The sequence below is a fragment of the Microbacterium algihabitans genome, from assembly GCF_032464975.1.
In the GTDB taxonomy this organism is placed as follows: Bacteria; Actinomycetota; Actinomycetes; order Actinomycetales; family Microbacteriaceae; genus Microbacterium; species Microbacterium algihabitans.
Map to the genome: position 1 here is coordinate 127,842 of NZ_JAWDIU010000005.1, position 19,681 is coordinate 147,522.

Here is a 19,681-nt window from a genome sequence, read left to right on the forward strand (position 1 = left end):
GCCTCACCCGGGTGCGATCGAGGCAGAATGAGGCTTCGGGCAAACCGAACGCACGTGTGTGTCGAATGCCCGGTGAGCGATGACGCCACGAAAGGACGACATGCGACTTGCAACGGCCCTGCGACGGTTCGAGCTGGACACCCGCCCGATCCACCCCGAGACGAGACGAGCACTGGACCGCCGGTGGGCGGAGCTCCCTCCTCACGCGCAGACCCCGGGTCAACTTCTCGGTCGCAGCGCCGTCGGCTGCGAGGGGACGCACGGCGTCTTCCCCAAGTGCAACCTCACGTGCTCGCCGTGCTACCACTCGGCGGACGCCAACAAGGTGCGCATCGACGGCGAACACACCGTCGACAACGTCATCCGGCAGATGGACTTCCTGCGCGAGGTCCGCGGTCCGCGCGCGCACGCGCAGCTCATCGGCGGTGAGGTCAGCCTGCTGAGCGCCGAGGATCACGCGCGTTCGCTCCTGGCCATGCGAGCCGTCGGGCGCGAACCCATGTCGATGACCCATGGCGATTTCGATTACGACTACCTGCTCGATGTCGTGCTCGACGCCGACGGCAAGTCCCGCTTCGACAAGGTGTCGTTCGCTGCGCATTTCGACTCGCTCATGCGCGGGCGCCGCGGTGCCGTTCGCCCGCACAGCGAGGCCGAGCTGAACCCCTTCCGCGAGGCATTCGCCCGCATGTTCGTCGATCTCAAGCGCGACCACGGGGTCAGCAGCTATCTCGCGCACAACATGACGGTCACTCCCTCGAACGTCGCCGAGGTCGAGGAGGTCACTCGCGACGTCCTCGAGATGCCGTTCGACATGATGTCGTTCCAGCCCGCGGCCTTCATCGGCGATGATCGCCGCTGGCGCGAAGACTTCGGCGAGGTCACGATCGACGCGGTGTGGGAGCGCATCGAGGCCGGAGCGGGACAGAAACTGCCCTGGCAAGCCACGCAGTTCGGTGACCCGCGGTGCAATCGCTCGAGCGTCGGCGTGCGCGTCGGGAAGACCTTCGCCCCCGTGCTCGACCCCGACGACGCCAAGGACATCGCCGCGCGCGATCGGTTCCTCTCCCACTTCGGTGGGATGATCTTCGGCGGCATCCCCCGTCACGTCCTCGTGATCAAGGTCGTGCGCGCTCTCGCCGCACACCCGGGCGACATCCCTCCGCTCCTCGGCCTGATGAGTCGCGTGCTGCGTCGGGCGGGAGGCGTGCGCAAGGTCGCGGCGGCCGCGCGTCGGGGCAAGGTGTCGTTCAAGACGTTCGTGATTCACAACTTCATGGATGCCGAGCAGGTCGCCCCCGCCTGGAAGATGATGGAAGAGGGCGTCGTCGCCGACGATCCGCTGCTGCGCGAAACCCAGGAGCGCCTCGGGGCGTGCATGTACGCCATGTCCCACCCCGAGGACGGCCGCCTCGTTCCCGCCTGCGTGCAGCACTCGGTGCTCGACCCGCAGGAGAACGTCGAGCTGCGGCGCATCCTGCCGTTGCCGACCGTGCGTCCCGGCGCGACCGTCACCGCTCGTCCCTCCGGGCTCACCGCCGTGCGCGAGACCGGCACGCGGGTCGTCTGAGGCGCCCCGGCGTCCTCAGCGGGCGACGACGTGGGCGAGGGCTTCCGGCACCGACAGTACGACCTCGTCGCCGGGGCTCAGCGGCGACATCGACGGCACCTCGGCGTGCAGTTCGACGCCACCCGCTCCGACCGTCAGTTCACTTCGGGCACCCGTCGGACGCCGCACGAGGACGATCCCGACGATGCGGAGCGAAGCCGCATCCGCGTGCTCGTCGACCCGCACGTCCTCCTGTCGGAAGAGGAGGGTCGCAGGGCCCTCGTCGACCCCGGCGGCGGCGATCTCGCCGAGCACACTGCGGTGGACGCCGTTGCGCACTCGACCGGGGACGGCGTTGCGTCCGCCCATCAGCTCGGCGGCGCGCACGCTCCCGGGCCGTCGATAGGCGTCGGCGACGGTGCCCTCGTGCAGCAGTCGTCCGTGCTCGACCAGAGCGATGCGATCGGCCACGCGCGCGGCTTCGTCGCGATCGTGCGTGACGAGCAGGATCGTGGGCGCGACATCGGCGCGCACCGCTTCGAGAAGTTCGTGCATGTCGGCTCGAAGGGCCGGGTCGAGGGCACTGAACGGCTCGTCGAGCAGCAGCACGGCCGGCTCGGCGGCGAGAGCACGGGCGATCGCGACGCGTTGCTCCTGCCCGCCCGATAGCTCGCCGACGCGGCGACGGCCGTAACCCGTCAGTCGCACCGTGTCGAGGTAGCGTTCGGCTCGCTCGCGGGCGCGGGCCCGTGGCATTCCGGCGACGCGGTCCGAGAAGGCGACATTGTCGAGAACCGACAGGTGCGGGAACAGCAGCGATCGTTGGAACACCATCCCCACGCCGCGACGTTCGGCGGCGACGGCGGCGACGTCACGTCCCGCGATCGACACGCTGCCCTGGTCGGGGGTCTCGAGCCCCGCGATGACGCGGAGCAGGGTGGACTTGCCCGACCCGCTGGGGCCGAGCACGGCCGTGCAGGTGCCCGCGGTGACCGTCAGTGAAAGGTCGTCGAGGGCCGGGTTCGGAGACGCGGCGAAGGTCTTGGTCAGGCCCGTCAGGACCAGGTCGGTGCTCATGCCACCATCTCTTTCACGGGAAGGGCTCGACGCCGACGCCCGAAGGCCAGCACACCGAGCAGGAGGAGAACGGGCGGAGCGACCGCCGACAGCGACATCAGCGAGACGGCGGCGTCGTTACCCAGGCCAGCAGCCGCCGAGGCGACGACGAGCGGCAGAGTGACGACCTCTCCGCCTCCGACGATGAGGGTGACGATGTAGTCGCTCCACGCGACGAGGAACGCCAGGAACGCGGCCCGAGCGAGGGCGGGCGCGATGAGGGGCAGCTGCACACGGCGGAAGACCTGCAGCCGCCCGGCGCCGAGCAACCGCGCCTCCTCCTCGTACGAGCGGTCGTACGCGCCGTACGCGGTGCGCATCACGAAGGCCGTGTAGGGCAGGGCCATGACCGTGAGCACCATCGCGACGCCGATCACAGAGGGCACATGCGCGCGCAGCAGCACGACGTTGACGCCGAGCACGGCCGCGAACGGTGGAAGGGCGATGGGGGCGAGCAGCAGCACCGAGACGGCACGCGCTGCGGGAACGGCACCGAAGGTGAGCGCTCGAGCAGCGAGGGCGCCGATCGCGGTGGCCGCGATGGCCACGACGACGCCGAGCACGAGCGAGCGGCCGAGGGCGGGGAGTGCGCCGAAGGCGATCGCCGCATCGACCGAGCGCACCCCCACGGCCGTCGGCAGGGGGGCGGGGACACTCCAGCTGTCGGCGAACGACCACAGCAGGAGGGGCAGGAGGGGCAGCGCGAACCACACCACGAGCGCGACGGCGAGCGCGCGGCGCACCACCTTCCCGGCGCCGCGCGATCGGGTCAGAGGGCTGTCCACCGAGGTCATCGCCACGTCGCCGTCCGCCGGAGCGCGGCGAAGGTGAGGGCGACCGCGCCGAGCGCCAGCACGCAGGTGACCAGCGCGACCGCCGCGGCCTCGTTCCGCGCATCGAGGGACACCCCCTGGAACAGCCGAACCGCCAGGACGGGTAGCGGTTCGGGGGAGGTGCGGCCCAGCAACCAGAGGACCTCGTACGAGCCCAGCGCGTAGACGAAGCTGATCGCCGCTCCGATGACGATCGTGGGCGCCGTCAGCGGCAGCAGCACATGGCGGAACCGCTGTGCACGTCCCGCGCCCAGGAGCGCTGCGGTCTCGTCGTACGTCTGGATGCGGGTGGCGAGCGTTCCCGTGACGATGAGGGCGATGAACGCCGATTCCTTCCACGCCAGTTCGACGATCGCCGCGCCCCACAGCGGACCGCCGACCCAGGGCGCCCAGTCGTCGGGGGAGATTCCCAACAGGCGCGGGAGCACACCGGCATCCGACAGCAGCAGGCCCACGGTCGCAGCGGCGATGAGGTGGGGGATCGTCACGGTCAAGGTGCCCAACGTCGCCACGGCCCGGCTGCTGCGGGTGCGCGACACGATGACCACGGCGGCCGTCGTGCCGACGACGACCGCGACCGCCGTGGCGACGACGGCGACGCTCAGCGAGACCCCGATCGCCGCGAAGAGCTCACCGGGACGCGCGGTGAACGCCCCCGTCCCCGGCCTCGGCCGACCGACCACCGGCAGCAGGCCGAAGGCCTGAAGGGCCGTCGCTCCCACGCCACCGCCCACCACGACGAGGGCGAGGGCGACCGCGGGCAGCACCAGGACCGCCCCGAGCAGTTTCTCGCGGGTCGAGCCGGTGCGCCGGGCGACGGGCGCCCAGGTCACCGGGGCAGCACGTTCTGCCGCCAGCCGTCGTCGAGAGCCGGGACCCATTCGGCGGCGAGCTCGCCGTGGGCGTTGCGCGAGAGCTCGTCGTAGGGCGGCACGACCGGCGAGGTCGGCAGCGCATCGAAGAGTTCCCGATCCTCGGCCGACAAAGCGTCCAGATCGAGGACCGGGAACTGCCCCCACACCTCGGGCTCGGCCTTCTTCGCCTGCTGCTCGGGAGACAGCGCGACGTTCGCCACGACCATCGCGCCCGCCGCGGCGTCGGAGTTGACGGGCAGTCCGAGGAAGCTGGCGTTGCCGACGGTGCCGTCCTCGAGTGTCAGGACCTTGGTCTGAGCGGGATAGGTTCCGTCCGCCACGAGAGCGGTGAGGGTGGCCGGGCCGTACGTCATGGTCATGTCGATCTGACGGTCCGCGAAGAGCTGCCCGAGCTCCGTCTCGTTCGCGGGATAGGTGTCGCCCCCGCGCCACAGGTGGGGGGCGAGCTCGTCGAGGCGGTTCCACAGCGCGGGCGTGAGCTCGTCGTAGGCGTCTTGCGAGAACGCGGTGGGCGCCTCGTCTGCCCCGCCGGAAACGCTCGCGAGCGCCTCGCGGACGAACACCGAGCCGGTGAAATCGGGCGGCGCCGGGTAGGTGAAGCGCCCGGGGTGAGCGTCGGCCCAGTCGAGCACACCCGCGAGGGTGGTCGGCGGATCGGCGATCGCTTCGGCGTTGTAGGCCAGCGTGAACTGCGCCTTGTGCCACGGTGCCTCGCAGCCGTCGACCGGCGTGCCGAAGTCGGATTGCAGCAGAGGGTCGTCGGCGCCGGTGCCCGCCATCGACGGGAGCAGGCCGGTCCAGCCGCAGCGCCACGCTCCGGCCTCTTTGCCCGTGCGGAAGTTGTCGCCGTTGATCCACACGAGGTCGACGCTGCCGTCGTCGCGGCCGGCCTGGAGCTCGGTGAACACGCGGTTGAGCGCGTCGCGCGTGTCGGTGACCGGAACGCGCTCGAGGGTCACCCCGTATTCGGCGACCGCGGGGGTCAGCACATCGTCGACGTAGGCGTTGCCCTGATCGTCACCGCCGTACATCCACAACTGCACGGTCTGGCCCCGGGCGGCCGAGAGAACGGCATCCCAGTCGGAGAACTCCGCCGTTTCGGGGGCGGCGGGTGCGGCGCACCCGGCGAGGGCGAAGAGGGCGGATGCCGTGGCCACGGTCATCGCGGCGAGTCGACGTCGGTGTCGAAGGGGGGTCATGAGGCTCCTCGGTCGGGACCGGCGACCGCAGGTCGCGTGCGGCTTTAGGGTATGGGGTAGCGGAGGGTGATCGATGCAACCGAGCGGAACAGACGTGCCGGCGCGCGGGGCGAAGCGCCGACCCGTCCTCCGGTTGGTGCTTCTCTTCGTGTTCGTCGCCGTCGTCGCAACGGTTGGGTTCGTCTTCATGCCGCACGACGTCGGGGAGATCCGCGCCTGGTCGAGCCAGGCCGGGTGGGCGGGCGCGGTGCTCTTCACCGTGCTCTACGCTGCGTTGACGCTCAGTCCGGCCCCGAAGAACGTCCTGGGAATCGCGGCCGGACTGGTCTGGGGCTTCCCCGTCGCCTTCGCGATGGTCTACGTGGGCGCGTTGCTGGGGGCCGCGGCGTCGTTCCTGATCGGGCGAGCGCTGGGCCGCGAGGCCGTAGAACGTTTCACGGGTGCGCGGGTGGCCCGCCTCGACGCCGCGATCGGCCGACGCGGACTCGTCGCCGTCTTGAGTGCACGGCTCATTCCGGTCATTCCGTTCACCCTCATCAACTACGGCGCGGGCCTGACCTCGGTTCGTCGGCGCGACTACGCGATCGGCACCGCGGTGGGCATTCTTCCGGGATCCGCCGCGTATGTCGCCCTCGGTGCGTTCGGTTGGGAGCTCGGTCCCGAGTTCTGGGTCGCGCTGGCCGCCGTCGGCGTGTTGCTGGCGGGAGGACTCGTCGTGGGGGCCGTCGTTCGGCGTCGCCGCAGCGCCGGAGCGCCCGATGCTTGACCGCACCATGCGCGCCGCGCTCTCCGCTCCGTTGGAGGCCGCAGCGGCGGCCCTCGATCGTCCGGGCATCACGCCCGATCGGCTGACGGTCGCGGGGCTCGTCCTCGCCCTCATCTCAGCGGGGGCCGCAGCGGCGCAGTGGTGGGGGGCGGCGGTTGTGCTGTGGCTGCTCTCTCGCGTCGCGGACGGGCTCGACGGCACCCTCGCGCGCCGGCGCCGCGCCCGAGGCCGGGGGAGTGAGAGCCACGCCGGGGGATTCCTCGATATCGCCGCCGACTTCATCGCCTACGGAGTGGGCGTCTTCGGCGTCGCGTGGGGGGCGACGGCGGCGTACGGGGCGCCGTGGTGGCCGTTCCTGCTCGTGCTGGTCGCGTACTACGTCAACGGCACCGCCTTCCTGGCGTTCTCGTCGATCGCCGAACGCACCGGTCGTCAGCTGGACGATGGCCGATCCCTGTCGTTCCTCGGACGCATCGCGGAAGGCACCGAGACGATCATCGTGCACTCCCTCTGGCTCATCCTGCCGTTCTGGGCGTGGCAGATCGCCTTGGTGTGGAGCCTGTTCGTCGGGATCAGCGCCGCGCAACGCGTCGTGACCGGCTACCGCCTGCTGCGGTGACGATCGCCGATCAGGTGCGCCGCCGCCGTACGCGACGGAGCAGTCGGATCACCGCGGCCACCGCCCCGTGGCGCAAGGCGCTCTGCGCATCGCGAACGGCCGCGTTCCAGCCCGCGTCGGAGTAGGTCGGGTAGGCGTGCATGACGCCTGCGAGTGCGCGCACCGTGAGGCCGAGCGACACCGCCGTCGACAGCTCGCCCAGCGATTCGCCGGCCCTCGGTCCAACGATCGTGGCGCCGACCACGCGTCCCTTCCGGTCGACGGCGAGACGGGTGAAGCCGGCGGTGAGGTTTTCGGCGATCGCTCGGTCGAGGTCGTCGTGCCCGGTCTCGACCACGCGCAGCCCCGCGCTTTCGCCGACTGCGGTCGACACTCCCACCGCGGCGACCTCGGGGGAGGTGAACGTGACGCGCGGGACATCGTCGAGACGGATGCGTCGCGTCAAGCCGAGCACGGCATTTGTCGCGGCGACGCTGGCGAACATCCCCGCCGTGTGGGTGAAGCGCGGCAGGGGAGTGGCGTCACCGGCGGCGCGGATGCGCGGGTTGCTCGTGGCGAGAGTGCGATCGACCCGGATCGCTCCCGAGTCGTCGACCTCGACGCCCGCGGCATCCAGGCCCAATCCGGTGGTGTCGACGCGGCGTCCGAGCGCGGCCAGCACGCGGTCGGCGATCACGGTGGTGCCGTCGCTGAGACGGGCAAGCGTCCGTCCCCCCGTGTGCTCGGCCGTCTCGACGGTCGTGCCGACGCGCACCTCGACACCGTCGGCCCGGAGAGCGGCCATCACGAGAGCACTCGCCGCGGGATCCTCCTTCGGCAGCACGCGCTCCCCCCGGTGGACGAGGGTGACCCGGCTCCCCAGACGCGCCATCGCCTGGGCGATCTCGCATCCGACGGCGCCCGCACCGATGACCATCAACGTCTCGGGGAGCTCCGTGAGATCCCACAACGTCTCGTTGGTGAGCACGTCGTCGATCCCCGGCGGAACCATCGGAGAACTGCCGGTGGCGATGAGCGCGTCTCGGAAGCGGATGCCGACACCCTCGACCACCACCGACCGATGTCCGTCGAACCGAGCGCGGCCGCGCAGAGTGTGCACGCCCGTCTTTGCAAGCGTCTCGGGGGAGTCGACGGGTTCGATCTCGGCGATCACCTGCTTCACGTGCGCCATCACCGCGGGGAAGTCGACACGCACCTCGCCCGCGTGCACGCCCAGTCGCGCGGCCGCTCGCGCATCGTGCGCCGCGTCGGCGGCCGCGATGAGCGCCTTGGAGGGCACGCAGCCCGTGTAGAGGCACTCCCCGCCGAAGCCGGATGCCTCGATCAGCAGCACCCGCGCCCCGAGCGCCGCCGCGGTGCGGGCTCCCACCAGACCGGCGCTGCCCGCGCCCACGACGACGAGATCCCACTCGACGCGGCCCGCCTCCGCCGAGGTCAGCGGGCGGGCACGTCGAGGGGGCGAAGAGGTCATGCTCGAAGCCTAGGGTGGGGGAGAGAGGGGGGGCGATGACGACACCACTGCGTCGCTACGGCGTGGGCGCTCGATGGTACGACGTGCTGTCGGGGGAGCGATGGGTGTACGGGGCGGGCCGTGAGGCCGGCATCCGCCTTCTGGACCTTCACCCCGGAGACGTCGTGATCGACCTCGGATGCGGCACGGGTCTGAACTTCGCCGGTCTCGTGGCCGCCGTCGGGCCGACGGGTCGCGTGATCGGCATCGATCGCAGCGCCGACATGCTGGCCGTCGCGCGCCGTCGTGTCTCCGCCGCGGGGTGGGACGCGGTCGTGACGCTCCTGGCAGCCGACGCCGCCACCGTCGACCCCCGCGAGATCCTCGCCGCGACCGGCGGACGGGGAGCGGATGCCGTGTTCTCCACCTATGCGCTCAGCGTGATCCCGCAACGAGATGAGGCGTGGCGTCGCGCGTGCGCCGCCGTGCGGCCGGGCGGACGCGCCGGCATCGTCGACATGCAGCGACCGCGGGGCCGGTGGCGACCGCTCGATCCCCTCGCTCTTCTCGCCTGCGCGACCGGGGGTGCCGACATCGACGCGCACCCGTGGCATCTGCTCGAACGCGACGCGGCCGACCCGCGCGAAATCGGCAGGGCCGAGCGCAAGGGCGGTCATCTGGTGGCCGTGGCCGCCGACCTCGCCGACCGGGTCACCCTCGGCGCGGATTCGGCGTGAGGGGCCCGTCATGAACCCGCCGTCGTCTTCGTCGGGGCCTCGGGTCGCGGCGTCGGGCTCCGGTGCCGTCATCGTGGCCCAGCTCCTTCTGCGGACCGCCTCGGCCGCCGGGGCGCTCGCGCTGGGGTCGTACTTCGTCGATCTCTCGCGGCAGGGCACGTCGGTGGGGGCACTGCTGCTGGGAATTCTGTCGGCCGTCAGCTTTCTGGCGGAGCTCGTGCTCGCGCCGGTCGCCGGATCGGCGAGCGATCGGCGCGGGCGCCGGGTCTTCCTCATCGCAGCTCCGCTCCTCGCGGCCGGCGGCGTCCTGTTGACCCCCGGAGCCTCGGTGCTGGCGGCGGTTCCCCCGCTCGCGCTGGTCGTGGTGATCGTCGGCAGCTCGCGACTGCTCGACGGCGCGGGCGCCGCGATCTCGGCCCCCGCGACACTCGGGCTTCTGGCTGACGCCACCGACGGCGACCGGCGGCGTCGCGGGCGGCTGACGAGCCTCTACGAATTGTCCTCGTCGGGCGGAATCGCCCTCGGAGCCGTGGCGGGCCCGTTGCTCTACGGCGCGCTCGGTCTCTGGACGTTCGTCGCCCTGGCCGTCGTGTACGTCGCGACCGCCATTCTCGTCTTCGCTCGTGTTCGTCCCGCGGCCGCGCTCACGCAACCCGCCGCGCGCGTCTCGCTCCGCGAACGGGTGGGGGTCCTGGCCCAGCCTCGGCTCCTCGCGTTCCTTCCGGCATGGATCGCCGTGAACGCGATCCTCGGAACGTGGGTCACCTCGCAGATCACGTTCGTCCTCGCCGGAGACGTCACCGTCGACGACCAGCTGTTCCCCGGGGCGTTCCGCGGCGATGAGGCGGGACTATCCGCCGTCTTGGGCGTCTACGTGCTGTTCTTCAGCGCCTGCATCGTGTTCTGGGCATTCTTCATCGGCCGGTTCCCGACGCTTCCCGTGTTGTTCGTCACGGTGGCCGGAGCCATGCTGGCATCCTTCGGATTGCTCCTCGCCAATCACGGAGCGTCCCTCGTGGTCGTCCTTCCGATGGTCGCGGTGGGGGTGTTCCTCGAGGCCGGATTCACGCCCGCCGCCCTCATCCATCTCAGTGAGATCTCGGCGGATCATCGCGACGATCGTGGTCTCATCATGGGCGCGTACTCGGTCGTCGTGGGAGCGGGCTACCTTCTCGGCAACGTGCTCGGGGGAGTTTTCGCCGAGTGGCTGCTCTTCGACGGGCTCGCGCTGCTCACCATCGGCCTCGCCGGTGTCGCCCTGCTCTCCGTCGTCGGCATGTCGATGACCGAGGCGGCGCTGCGTCGACGAGAGCGAGCCATACCCGGCTGAGATGGTGAGCCGCGGGCTGGTCGAGCCGACGCGTCGTCGAGATCAGCCTGGGATGATGCCGACCGCCGGTGTCATGCCACCGCCCCCACGCCCAGGCCGGCGTGTCCGTGAAGGATGCGACGCAGCTCTCTCAGGGCGGTTCGCGTGCGGGATTTCACCGTCCCCAGGGGCTGGCCGAGGCGGGCCGCGATCTGCGACTGCGTGAGGCCGGCGGTGTAGGCCAGCTCCACACAGAGCCGCTGATCGGGGGAGAGCTGAGCCAGAGCGGCGTGAAGGTGCGCGCGTTCGAGGTAGTGGTCGACGGCATCCGAGGCCACGTCGGCCTCCCAGACGAGAGCTCTCGATCCCACGTGCCGGTCCCGGTCGTGAGACGCCTGCGTCGCCCTCACGCAGTCGACGGCTCGGCGATACGCGATCGTGCTGATCCACGCCTGCAGGCTGCCCTTCGAGGCGACGAATCTCGACGCGTTCTGCCAGACGTAGACGTACACCTCTTGGAGCACCTCTTCGGCCAGAGCGCGATTCACGACCACCCGGAGCACCACTCCGAACACCCGGGCGGAGGTGAGGTCGTACAGCTGGGCGAACGCTGCGTGATCGCCCTCTGCGACGGCGGCCGCCAGAGCGCTCAGGGTGTCGACGGCGTGATCGTCGACGTCATCGGTGTGCGGAGCGCGAGCGGCCATGAGGTGATGGTGACAGATGATCTCAGCGGTGAAACAGCACTTGCTTGCGCCGTTGGAATATGCATCTGAATGAAGTCTGGTTCACCTGGGTCGGAGTCGACTGCAGCGGTCGGTCGCCGTCGTTTTAGGTGCGCCGATAATGCACATTATGTCAGTTTCCAAACGGAGGTCATGCCTGCGATCTCCCCCGCGGCGCGTACTGCGGTCTCCCGAGACCCGACGTACGCTGGGCGCATGCCCGACGACGACGATGCGACCCAGGAGGAACGCGCGCTGCGCGCCCTGGCGAACATCCACGCGGGCGCCGACATCACCGACGAGGCGATGCGCCTGTCGAACGACTACACCGATCGGCAGACGCGCCGCGTCAAGGCGTGGTTCGCCCGCATCACCGGTCGCGGCTGAGCGGCAACCTGCCGCCCCGAGTAGCCTCGGTCGCGATGAAAGGCGGCACCCCATGAGCTCCACCATCGCGATCGACCTCGCCGGCAGGACGGCGGTCGTCACCGGATCCACGCAGGGCATCGGTCTCGCCATCGCGCGTCGTCTGCACGAGGCGGGAGCCGACGTGGTCGTCAACGGACGCACCCCGCAGCGGGTCGACGAGGTCGTGGCGACGATGGGTGCGGGCGTCCGCGGAATCGCGGCCGACGTGACCACGCCCGAGGGGGCGGCCACGCTCGCCGAGGAGGCGGGGGCGGTCGACATCCTCGTGAACAACCTCGGCATCTTCGGGTCGACCCCGGCGCTGGAGATCACCGACGAGCAGTGGGGCCGTTTCCTCGACACCAACGTCGTGTCCGCTGCACGGCTCATCCGTCTGATGCTCCCGGGCATGATAAAGCGCGGCTGGGGCCGGGTGCTGAACATCGCCAGCGACTCCGCCGTCGTCATCCCTGAGGAGATGATCCACTACGGCGCCTCCAAGAGCGCGCTGCTCGCGGTGTCGCGCGGCTTCGCCAAAGCGGCTGCCGGCACGGGGGTCACCGTCAACTCGGTCATCGCCGGCCCCACCCACACGGAGGGCGTCGAAGGCTTCGTCTACGAACTCGTCGACGAAAACCTGCCGTGGGACGAGGCGCAACGCGAGTTCATGAAGACCGCGCGGCCGCAGTCCCTCGTCCAGCGGCTCATCGAGCCCGAGGAGATCGCGAACATGGTCGTCTACCTCGCCTCTCCCCTGGCCTCGGCGACCACGGGCGGTGCCCTGCGGGTCGACGGTGGCTACGTCGACAGCATCCTGCCCTGACGGGGAACCGATGAAGGCGGAGTCCGGCGGACGCCGAGTGCGGGGGGAAGCGACGGCGGAGCCGACCTGAAGATCGGTCTCAGCGACATCGACGAGCCATCCCCTCCGCACGCGCATCTTTCGCTGCGCGGGCTCGGCGAGACATGCGCGACGGCGTCAGCGGGGCCCGGCGGGTCGTGGCGCGCAGCCCGTCACTCCCCCGGTCGCACCCATCCCGCCGTCACGCCGAGCACGCGCGAGCCGTCGAGATCGGCGAGCGAGAGCCCCGCGAAGCTGACCGCGGCGTCCGACGTCTGCCACCGGAAGCGAGGAGCTGAGGTCGTTGCGGCTTCAACGACCGTCTTCGCGGCATCTTCCGCCGACTGCGCCGACGCGAACGAGGTCGCCGCGCGGTCGAGGTAGGCCTGCTGCTGCACCGCGTACGGGCCGGCGGGTGCGCGGTGCACCGAGTCGGTGAACGACGAGGCGACCGCGGCGGGCTCGACGATGGCCACGTCGATGCCGAACGGCGCCACGACCGGGGTGAGCGACTGCATGAGACCTTCGACGGCGAACTTCGCCCCACAGTAGGCGTCGGCGAAAGGCTGGCCCACGGCTCCCCCGACGCTGGTGACGGTCACGATGCGTCCGTTCCCCCGCTCGCGCATGCCGGGCAGGACGAGACGGGTCAGGCGCGCGACCGAGAGGTAGTTCGTCTCGAGCTGGTCCTGAAGGTCGTGGTCGCTGAGCTGCTCGAGGGTGCCGACCGCACCTCGTCCGGCGTTGTTGACGAGGATGTCGACGGGACCCGCCGCCTCCACGAGGGCGCGAGCCGCCTCGGCATCCGTCACATCCAAGGCCCGGATGTCGAGGTCGACACCGGCCTCGGATGCCGAGGATCGCAGCGCCTCAGCACGCGCGGTGTCGCGCACGGTGGCGATCACCGACACCCCCGATCGGGCGAGTCCGATGGCCGTGTGCAGGCCGATGCCGCTGGTGGTTCCGGTGACGATCGCGAGAGTCATGGGCTCAGTCTGCTCCTCGAACCCATGGGCGCGGTGTGCGGGAGTCGTCCAGCCGGGGCTGCCAGGGTTGCCGGGTGACCGACGATCCTGCCTCGCCGCCGCATGCCGCATCCGTCAGTCGGTCGCGACGTCTCGTCATCCTCGTCGCCGCGGTACTGCTCGTGGTGTCGATCGGCGTCATCGTGGGGGTGCGGGCCGTGTCGGGGCAGGGCGACGACACGACCGAGGTGCTGGTCGGATCGTGGGACGGCCGGCAGATCACGTTCGTGTCGGTCCTGGCATCCACCGTCGTCTTCTTCGTGCTCGTCTGCGCGATCCCCGCGCGGCGGTGGTGGTTGGCGGTGTTCCTGCCCCTGCGATTCCTGGCGTTCTGCGCGATCCTGCCCGCAGGTTTTCTGGCAGCCGTCGTTTCGGAGAACACGATCGTGCCGTTGATGGCGAACGGGTGCTCGACGGGGTACGTCGTGCGCGAGAGTACGCCGTGGCGGCACACCACGATCGATATCCTCCGCCCGGACGGTTTCGTGGCCACCGCTGTCGACAGTGAGCTTCGCCGCGGTGGGGAGCATCCCTTCGCCGAGGGTGACTACCGCGTCGACATGGACGGCGACACCCTTCGGGTTCGGACCTACCCGTCGGGCACTCCGTCCTTCGCGCTCCCCGTCGTGCTCGACATGGGCGAACAATGCGGCCCCACCTTCGGTCGCGAATCGCCGTCGACCGCCCCGCCCACGACCGCTCCTCCCCTCCCCGACTCCGACGAAGGCCCCGCGCCGGCTCCGGTGTCGGACTCGCGCGATGACATCGCGCGCATGGTGCAACTGACGATCGACGCCGCCGAGGCCCCGGTGACGGATACCGAGGGGGTGCCGGTGACCGCGCCCGCGGCATCCGACCTCCCGTGCGACGGAACGACCGCGTACGACCTCGCCATCCGCACCGATGACAACGCCGCTTCCTACGCGGCGATCCTCGACGCGTGGACCGCCGAGGGCTACGCGGAGGACCGCGCGATGCAGGAAGACCTGCGGGACAACGGCGTCGTACGTCTTTCGGCCCGCGATCGCTCGAGCATCGACGGGCTGATGCACTTCTCGCTGACCGCGGACTGCCGCGTGCCCTGAGCGCTCAGCCGGCGGGGGTCAGCTCGACCCAGCCGCCGCCGAACTTCGCCTGACGGTTGTCGCCCGACGAAGTGCCGGTGAGCCGTCGGCGCACCCACGGCGCGACGTGCTCGCGGTAGTAGGCGGTGCCTTTCAGCCGCTCGATCTCGGGGATCTCGCGCAGGTGCCACCAGTCCGTCGGCGGGGTCAGACCGATCGACGAGATGACGCGCGCGGCGACGCGGTGGTGCCCGCGCGCGTTCATGTGCAGGCGGTCGACCGACCAGAACTCCCCGCCCGCGAGCTCGCGGTCGAACCAGTTGTAGGCCGTGATGACGTCGGGGCGTGAGGCGAGTCGATCTTCGACCGCGTGCGACAGTCTGTCGCCGCGCGCCTGCACGATCCGGCCGAGCGGCAGGCCCGCCGAGGGGTTCGCGCCCGAGAGCACGATCAGCTGCACGCCCTCTTCGTCGCAGCGGCGCACGACGTGGTCGAAGACGTCGACGATGCGCTCGATCCCCGTGCGCGGGCGCAGCATGTCGTTGCCGCCGCCGTTGAACGACAGGTGCGTGGGCTTCAACGCCAACGCCGGTTCGAGCTGCTGGTCGACGATGGGTTCGACGAGCTTGCCGCGAATGGCGAGGTTGGCGTACTCGATCGGCTCGCCCGCGGCATCGGCCCACCCCTGCGCGGCGAGGTCGGCCCACCCTCGCACGGTGCCGTCGGGCAGTTCGTCGCCGACTCCTTCGGTGAACGAATCGCCGATCGCGACGTAGCGCACGGATGCCATGGCTCGAGCCTACGCGGGCGCGTGGTGCTGGCCGTCGCTCGCCACACTCACCGGTTCGGGGCGCATCCCGTCGCTTGGGGCGAAGTTTCTGCGCCCCAATCAGCGATATCCGCCCCAAACCCCTGAGACGGTCTTACGCCAGAGCGCGCCCTCGCTGCTCGCGCAGGAACAGCGCCGCCACCACCGCCACGGCGAAGAACCCGGCGAACACGACGAAGAGCAGGGGCGCTCCCCCGATGCCCAGCAGCGGGGGCACGGCCAGCGGCGCGAGAATCGACGCGATGCGACCGATGCCCGCGGCCCAGCCCGAGCCGGTCGCCCGCAGCGGCGTGGGGTAGGTCTCGGGCGTCGCGGCGTACAGGGCGCCCCACGCGCCGAGGTTGAAAAACGACAGCGCCATGCCGGCGGCGATCACGGAGACCTCTCCCGATGCCGTGCCGAAGAACACCGCCGACACCGCCGACCCGGCGAGGAACACCGCGAGCGTCGGGCGGCGCCCCCATGCCTCGATGAGCCACGCGGCGACCGCGTAGCCCGGCAGCTGGGCGAGCGTGATGATGAGGGTGAAGCCGAAGGAACGGACGAGGTCGTAACCCTGGCTCACGAGGATCGTGGGGATCCAGATGAACGCGCCGTAGTACGAGAAGTTGACGCAGAACCACAGCACCCACAGGCTCGCCGTGCGTATCCGCAGCGCCGGGGCCCACAGGGCACTCACCCGCGGACGCGGAGCGGGGACGGATGCCGTGACCCCCTCGGCCGAGGGCTCGAGCGACACGCGGCCGGCGGCGGCCTCGAGGTCGCGCACGATCGCGACCGCTTCGGTGTTGCGGCCGCGCGACGCCAGCCACCGGGGCGACTCGGGCAGGCCCCAGCGCACGACGAGGGCGTAGACCGCCGGGATCGCGCCGAGCGCGAACGCCCAGCGCCAGCCGTCGGCCGACGACGGCACGACGAGGTAGCCGATGAGCGCGGCCGCGGTCCAGCCGACCGCCCAGAACGCCTCGAGGAGGACGATCAGGCGCCCGCGCATGCGGGCCGGGGCGAATTCGCTCACGTAGGTCGAGGCGACGGGCAGCTCGGCGCCCAGGCCGAGGCCGACGACGAAGCGCAGCACCAGCAGGGCGGCGAGACCGCCGACCAGCGCGCTCGCCCCCGTCGCGACGCCGTAGATCAGCAGGGTGAGGGCGAAGACGTGGCGCCGGCCGAACCGATCGGCGAGAAGGCCGCCGAGGCTCGCACCGATCGCCATCCCCGCGAAGCCCGCGGACGCGATCCACGAGGCCTCACTCGGCGCCAGCTTCCACTGCACGCTGAGGGCGGCGATGACGAACGAGATGAGCCCGACGTCCATGGCGTCGAGGGCCCACCCCAGCCCCGACCCACCCAGGATCCGCCCGTGCCGCCGCGTGAACGGCAGAGCATCGAGGCGTTCGGACACCCGGATGGTGTCGGTGGCGGTGCTCACCGGATGCCGAAGGCGCCGGCGGGCGTCTGGGCCGGGGTGTCGGCGAGCATGTCGTGAACGAGGGGCAGCACCTTCGTACCGTACAGCTCGATGCTCGACATCAGCTTGTCGTGCGAGATGGAGCCGCTGGCGAACTTGAGCTGGAAGCGCGAGTTGCCGAGGGCCCGCACGGTGGTGGCGATCTTCGTGGCGACCGTCTCGGGCGAACCGATGTACATCGACCCCTCGGGCCCGACGTCGTGCTGGAAGCGCATGCGGTTGTACTCGGGCCAGCCGCGCTCGCGTCCGATCGTGTTGTTGAGCTCGGCGACGCCTTCGAACGCCTCTTCCCACGCCTGCTGGTCGGTCTCGGCGACGTGGCCGGGCGAGTGCACCGAGATGGGCATCTGCGGCTTTCCGAGCTCGTCGAGCGACCGGCGGTACAGGTCGGCGTAGGGGCGGAAGCGCGCGGCCGATCCGCCGATGATCGCGAGGACCAGTCCGTAGCCGTAGCGCGCCGTGCGCACGACCGACTCGGGAGAGCCGCCGACGCCGACCCACGCCTTCAGGCCGTTCTCGGTCTTGGGGTACACGTCGGCATCCTGCAGCGCGGCGCGCGTGCGACCCGACCAGGTGACGGGCTTCTCGTCGCGCAGCAGCGAGAACAGCTCGAGCTTCTCTTCGAAGAGCTGCTCGTAGTCGGCGAGGTCGTAGCCGAACAGCGGGAACGACTCGATGAACGAGCCGCGCCCGAGGATGACCTCGGCCCGGCCGTTCGAGACGGCGTCCAGCGTCGCGAAGCGCTCGTACACGCGCACCGGGTCGTCGCTCGAGAGCACCGTCACGGCGCTGCCGAGGTGGATGTTCTCGGTGCGGGCGGCCGCGGCGGCCAGCACCATTTCGGGGCTCGTGACCGCGAAGTCCTTGCGGTGGTGCTCCCCCACGCCGAAGAACGACAGCCCGACCTGGTCGGCCAGCACCGCCTGTTCCACGACGTTGCGGATGGTCTGCGCGTCGGATTGCAGCGACCCGTCGGGGCCGCGCGAGATGTCTCCGAAGGTGTCGAGGCCGAGCTCGAGGGGGCGAACGTCCATGAGGTCTCCTTGCATTCGGATGAATGAACTTTACGCGGGCGCCGGGTATTCCCCGAAACCGGCGAGGGGCGCCACCGTGGTGACGCCCCTCGAGGAGATCAAGCGGAGGCCAGAGCCGCGCGCAGCGTGTCGAGCCCCACGCCGCCGATGTCGAGCGCGCGCGTGTGGAACTGCTTCATCGAGAAGTCGGCGCCGTGGCGCTCCTGCTCCTCGTCGCGCACCTGCTCCCAGATGCGCTGGCCGACCTTGTACGACGGCGCCTGTCCGGGCCAGCCGAGGTAGCGGTTGACCTCGAAGCGCACGAACTCCTCGCTCATGTTGACGTTCTTCAGCATGAACGCGAGCGCGTAGTCGTGGTCCCAGGTGCCGGTGCCGTCGAGGCGGGGCTTCTGCAGGTGCACGCCGATGTCGAGCACGACGCGCGCAGCGCGCATGCGCTGGCCGTCGAGCATGCCCAGGCGGTCGGCCGGGTCGTCGAGGTAGCCGAGCTGCTCCATGAGGCGCTCGGCGTAGAGTGCCCAGCCTTCGGCGTGGCCGCTCGTGCCGGCGAGCAGGCGGCGCCACGAGTTGAGCTCGGCGCGGTTGTGTACGGCCTGGGCGATTTGCAGGTGGTGGCCCGGAACGCCCTCGTGGTAGACCGTCGTCAGCTCGCGCCAGGTGTCGAACGTGTCGACGCCCTCGGGCACCGACCACCACATGCGACCCGGGCGCGAGAAGTCGTCGGTGGGGCCGGTGTAGTAGATGCCGCCTTCGTTGGTCGGGGCGATCATGCACTCGAGGTGGCGGATCGGCTCGGCGATGTCGAAGTGCGTGCGGCCGAGCTCTTCGACGGCCTTGTCGCTCGTGCGCTGCATCCACTCCCGCAGGGCCTTGGTGCCGCGGAGCTTGCGCGACTCGTCCTTCTCGAGGAACGCCACCGCCTCTTCCACCGTGGAGCCCGGCAGGATCTCGTTCGCGATGGCCTCCTGCTCGGCGACCATGCGCGCGAGCTCTTCGACACCCCACTCGTACGTCTCGTCGAGGTCGACCTCCGCGCCGAGGAAGTGACGCGACTGCAGGGCGTACACCTCGCGACCGACGGCGTCGACCTCTCCCGCGGCCGGCGCGAGCTCCTTCGACAGGAACGATGCGAGGCTGTCGTAGGCCACCCGCGCCGCGTTGGAGTTCGCGGCGAGGTCGCGCGCGAGCGACGCCGGAAGCTGCCCCTCCTCGGGGGCGGCGTCTCCGACGAACTCGGCGAAGAAGCCCGTGTCGGAGGTGTAGCGAGCGATCTGGGTCACGACCTCGCTCACCTGGCGGCGCGCCGGGACGACGCCCTCGGCGATGCCCTGACGCAGCGTCGCGACGTAGCCGTCGATGGCCGCCGGCAGCGCCTTCATGCGGTCGGAGATCGTCGACCAGTCGTCGACCGTCGCGGTGGGCATGAGGTCGAAGGTCGAGCGGATGTCTTGCGCGGGCGAGGCGATGACGTTCAGGTCGCGCAGGTGGGTCTTGGCCTCGTGCTGCTCGATCATGAGGTCGAGCTCACGCACGAGGTCCATCTTGGTGACCGTGTCGATCGCGTCGGTCGCCTCCGCCGCCTCGAGCGCGGACTTCGTCGAGCGCGCCTCCGACACGAGGGCTTCCGCGCCCGCGGGGCTGTAGTCGCCGAAGCGACCGTTGTGCTCGAAGCGGCCGATGTAGGTCGCGAGCGTCGGGTCCTTCTCCGCCAGGGTGTCGACCCACGCGTCCGCGATCGTGTCGATCGGCGTGGGGGTGCGTTGTGCGTCAGTCATCTTCCGAGCCTAGGCAAGGCGCGCCGCGCGCGCACGCCCCCTCGGGCGGTTCCGGATGC

Annotated in this window: 19 protein-coding genes; 8 read left to right on the forward strand and 11 right to left on the reverse strand. The window is 70.7% G+C overall.

Features of this window, described 5'->3' with window-relative positions:
* The first annotated feature begins 100 nt into the window (after window positions 1-100).
* Entirely contained in the window at window positions 101-1,570 is a 1,470-nt protein-coding gene (locus RWH43_RS13790; RefSeq protein ID WP_316001752.1) for a hypothetical protein, read from the forward strand.
* 15 nt (window positions 1,571-1,585) lie between these two features.
* Here the strand turns inward: RWH43_RS13790 and RWH43_RS13795 are convergent, their stop codons facing one another.
* The 4 genes from RWH43_RS13795 to RWH43_RS13810 are packed head-to-tail and all read right to left on the reverse strand — an operon-like array spanning window position 1,586 to window position 5,572.
* Window positions 1,586-2,626, reverse strand: a complete 1,041-nt coding sequence (locus RWH43_RS13795) for an ABC transporter ATP-binding protein (protein ID WP_144833355.1) — start codon at window positions 2,624-2,626, stop codon at window positions 1,586-1,588.
* A complete protein-coding gene (locus RWH43_RS13800) occupies window positions 2,623-3,450 on the reverse strand; it encodes an ABC transporter permease (protein WP_222846072.1) in 828 nt (275 codons plus the stop codon). The genes RWH43_RS13795 and RWH43_RS13800 overlap by 4 nt, the downstream gene beginning before the upstream one ends.
* Before the next feature lie 5 nt (window positions 3,451-3,455).
* The gene (locus RWH43_RS13805; RefSeq protein WP_230704597.1) at window positions 3,456-4,331 is read right to left on the reverse strand and encodes an ABC transporter permease subunit; all 876 of its coding nucleotides are present in this window, start codon (window positions 4,329-4,331) and stop codon (window positions 3,456-3,458) included.
* Window positions 4,328-5,572 carry an ABC transporter substrate-binding protein gene (locus tag RWH43_RS13810; RefSeq protein ID WP_316001753.1) on the reverse strand — a complete coding sequence of 415 codons (1,245 nt, stop codon included), beginning with the start codon at window positions 5,570-5,572 and terminating at the stop codon, window positions 4,328-4,330. Before RWH43_RS13810 ends, RWH43_RS13805 begins: the two co-directional genes overlap by 4 nt.
* 73 nt (window positions 5,573-5,645) lie before the next feature.
* On the opposite strand from RWH43_RS13810, the gene RWH43_RS13815 reads away from it, so the two are divergent.
* Both RWH43_RS13815 and RWH43_RS13820 read left to right on the forward strand, forming a co-directional pair.
* On the forward strand, window positions 5,646-6,338 hold the full coding sequence (locus RWH43_RS13815) for a TVP38/TMEM64 family protein (protein ID WP_144833359.1): 693 nt from the start codon (window positions 5,646-5,648) through the stop codon (window positions 6,336-6,338).
* Window positions 6,331-6,957, forward strand: a complete 627-nt coding sequence (locus RWH43_RS13820; RefSeq protein WP_144833361.1) for a CDP-alcohol phosphatidyltransferase family protein — start codon at window positions 6,331-6,333, stop codon at window positions 6,955-6,957. The genes RWH43_RS13815 and RWH43_RS13820 overlap by 8 nt, the downstream gene beginning before the upstream one ends.
* Before the next feature lie 10 nt (window positions 6,958-6,967).
* Here the strand turns inward: RWH43_RS13820 and RWH43_RS13825 are convergent, their stop codons facing one another.
* Window positions 6,968-8,428, reverse strand: coding sequence for a dihydrolipoyl dehydrogenase family protein (locus tag RWH43_RS13825; RefSeq protein WP_316001754.1), 1,461 nt, complete (start codon window positions 8,426-8,428; stop codon window positions 6,968-6,970).
* A gap of 35 nt (window positions 8,429-8,463) precedes the next feature.
* Here RWH43_RS13825 and RWH43_RS13830 point away from each other — a divergent pair, with 35 nt between their 5' ends.
* Together RWH43_RS13830 and RWH43_RS13835 are read left to right on the forward strand one after the other, a co-directional pair.
* The gene (locus tag RWH43_RS13830; RefSeq protein ID WP_316001755.1) at window positions 8,464-9,144 is read left to right on the forward strand and encodes a methyltransferase domain-containing protein; all 681 of its coding nucleotides are present in this window, start codon (window positions 8,464-8,466) and stop codon (window positions 9,142-9,144) included.
* Window positions 9,145-9,154: 10 nt separating this feature from the next.
* Window positions 9,155-10,474, forward strand: coding sequence for an MFS transporter (locus tag RWH43_RS13835; RefSeq protein WP_316001756.1), 1,320 nt, complete (start codon window positions 9,155-9,157; stop codon window positions 10,472-10,474).
* A 71-nt stretch (window positions 10,475-10,545) separates the two neighbouring features.
* Here the strand turns inward: RWH43_RS13835 and RWH43_RS13840 are convergent, their stop codons facing one another.
* A complete protein-coding gene (locus tag RWH43_RS13840; RefSeq protein WP_316001757.1) occupies window positions 10,546-11,160 on the reverse strand; it encodes a sigma-70 family RNA polymerase sigma factor in 615 nt (204 codons plus the stop codon).
* A gap of 234 nt (window positions 11,161-11,394) precedes the next feature.
* On the opposite strand from RWH43_RS13840, the gene RWH43_RS13845 reads away from it, so the two are divergent.
* Window positions 11,395-11,565, forward strand: coding sequence for a hypothetical protein (locus RWH43_RS13845; protein WP_187358412.1), 171 nt, complete (start codon window positions 11,395-11,397; stop codon window positions 11,563-11,565).
* 52 nt (window positions 11,566-11,617) lie between these two features.
* Window positions 11,618-12,409 carry an SDR family NAD(P)-dependent oxidoreductase gene (locus RWH43_RS13850; protein WP_396694918.1) on the forward strand — a complete coding sequence of 264 codons (792 nt, stop codon included), beginning with the start codon at window positions 11,618-11,620 and terminating at the stop codon, window positions 12,407-12,409.
* A 191-nt stretch (window positions 12,410-12,600) separates the two neighbouring features.
* Here RWH43_RS13850 and RWH43_RS13855 read toward each other — a convergent pair whose 3' ends face one another.
* Complete coding sequence (locus RWH43_RS13855; RefSeq protein WP_316001758.1) at window positions 12,601-13,413, reverse strand: SDR family NAD(P)-dependent oxidoreductase; 813 nt, start codon at window positions 13,411-13,413, stop codon at window positions 12,601-12,603.
* Window positions 13,414-13,487: 74 nt separating this feature from the next.
* Between RWH43_RS13855 and RWH43_RS13860 the strand changes: the two genes are divergently transcribed.
* The gene (locus tag RWH43_RS13860) at window positions 13,488-14,537 is read left to right on the forward strand and encodes a hypothetical protein (RefSeq protein ID WP_316001759.1); all 1,050 of its coding nucleotides are present in this window, start codon (window positions 13,488-13,490) and stop codon (window positions 14,535-14,537) included.
* Window positions 14,538-14,541: 4 nt separating this feature from the next.
* Here the strand turns inward: RWH43_RS13860 and RWH43_RS13865 are convergent, their stop codons facing one another.
* The 4 genes from RWH43_RS13865 to RWH43_RS13880 all read right to left on the reverse strand — a co-directional run bounded on the left by RWH43_RS13865 (window position 14,542) and on the right by RWH43_RS13880 (window position 19,622).
* Window positions 14,542-15,306: an SGNH/GDSL hydrolase family protein gene (locus RWH43_RS13865; RefSeq protein ID WP_187358411.1), complete on the reverse strand. Its 765-nt coding sequence runs from the start codon at window positions 15,304-15,306 to the stop codon at window positions 14,542-14,544.
* Window positions 15,307-15,439: 133 nt separating this feature from the next.
* Window positions 15,440-16,774, reverse strand: a complete 1,335-nt coding sequence (locus tag RWH43_RS13870) for an MFS transporter (protein WP_230704603.1) — start codon at window positions 16,772-16,774, stop codon at window positions 15,440-15,442.
* Window positions 16,771-17,847 (reverse strand): LLM class flavin-dependent oxidoreductase, encoded by a 1,077-nt coding sequence (locus RWH43_RS13875; protein ID WP_154096677.1) that lies wholly within the window; start codon window positions 17,845-17,847, stop codon window positions 16,771-16,773. The genes RWH43_RS13870 and RWH43_RS13875 overlap by 4 nt, the downstream gene beginning before the upstream one ends.
* A gap of 98 nt (window positions 17,848-17,945) precedes the next feature.
* A complete protein-coding gene (locus tag RWH43_RS13880; RefSeq protein ID WP_230704604.1) occupies window positions 17,946-19,622 on the reverse strand; it encodes a DUF885 domain-containing protein in 1,677 nt (558 codons plus the stop codon).
* Window positions 19,623-19,681 lie beyond the last annotated feature (59 nt).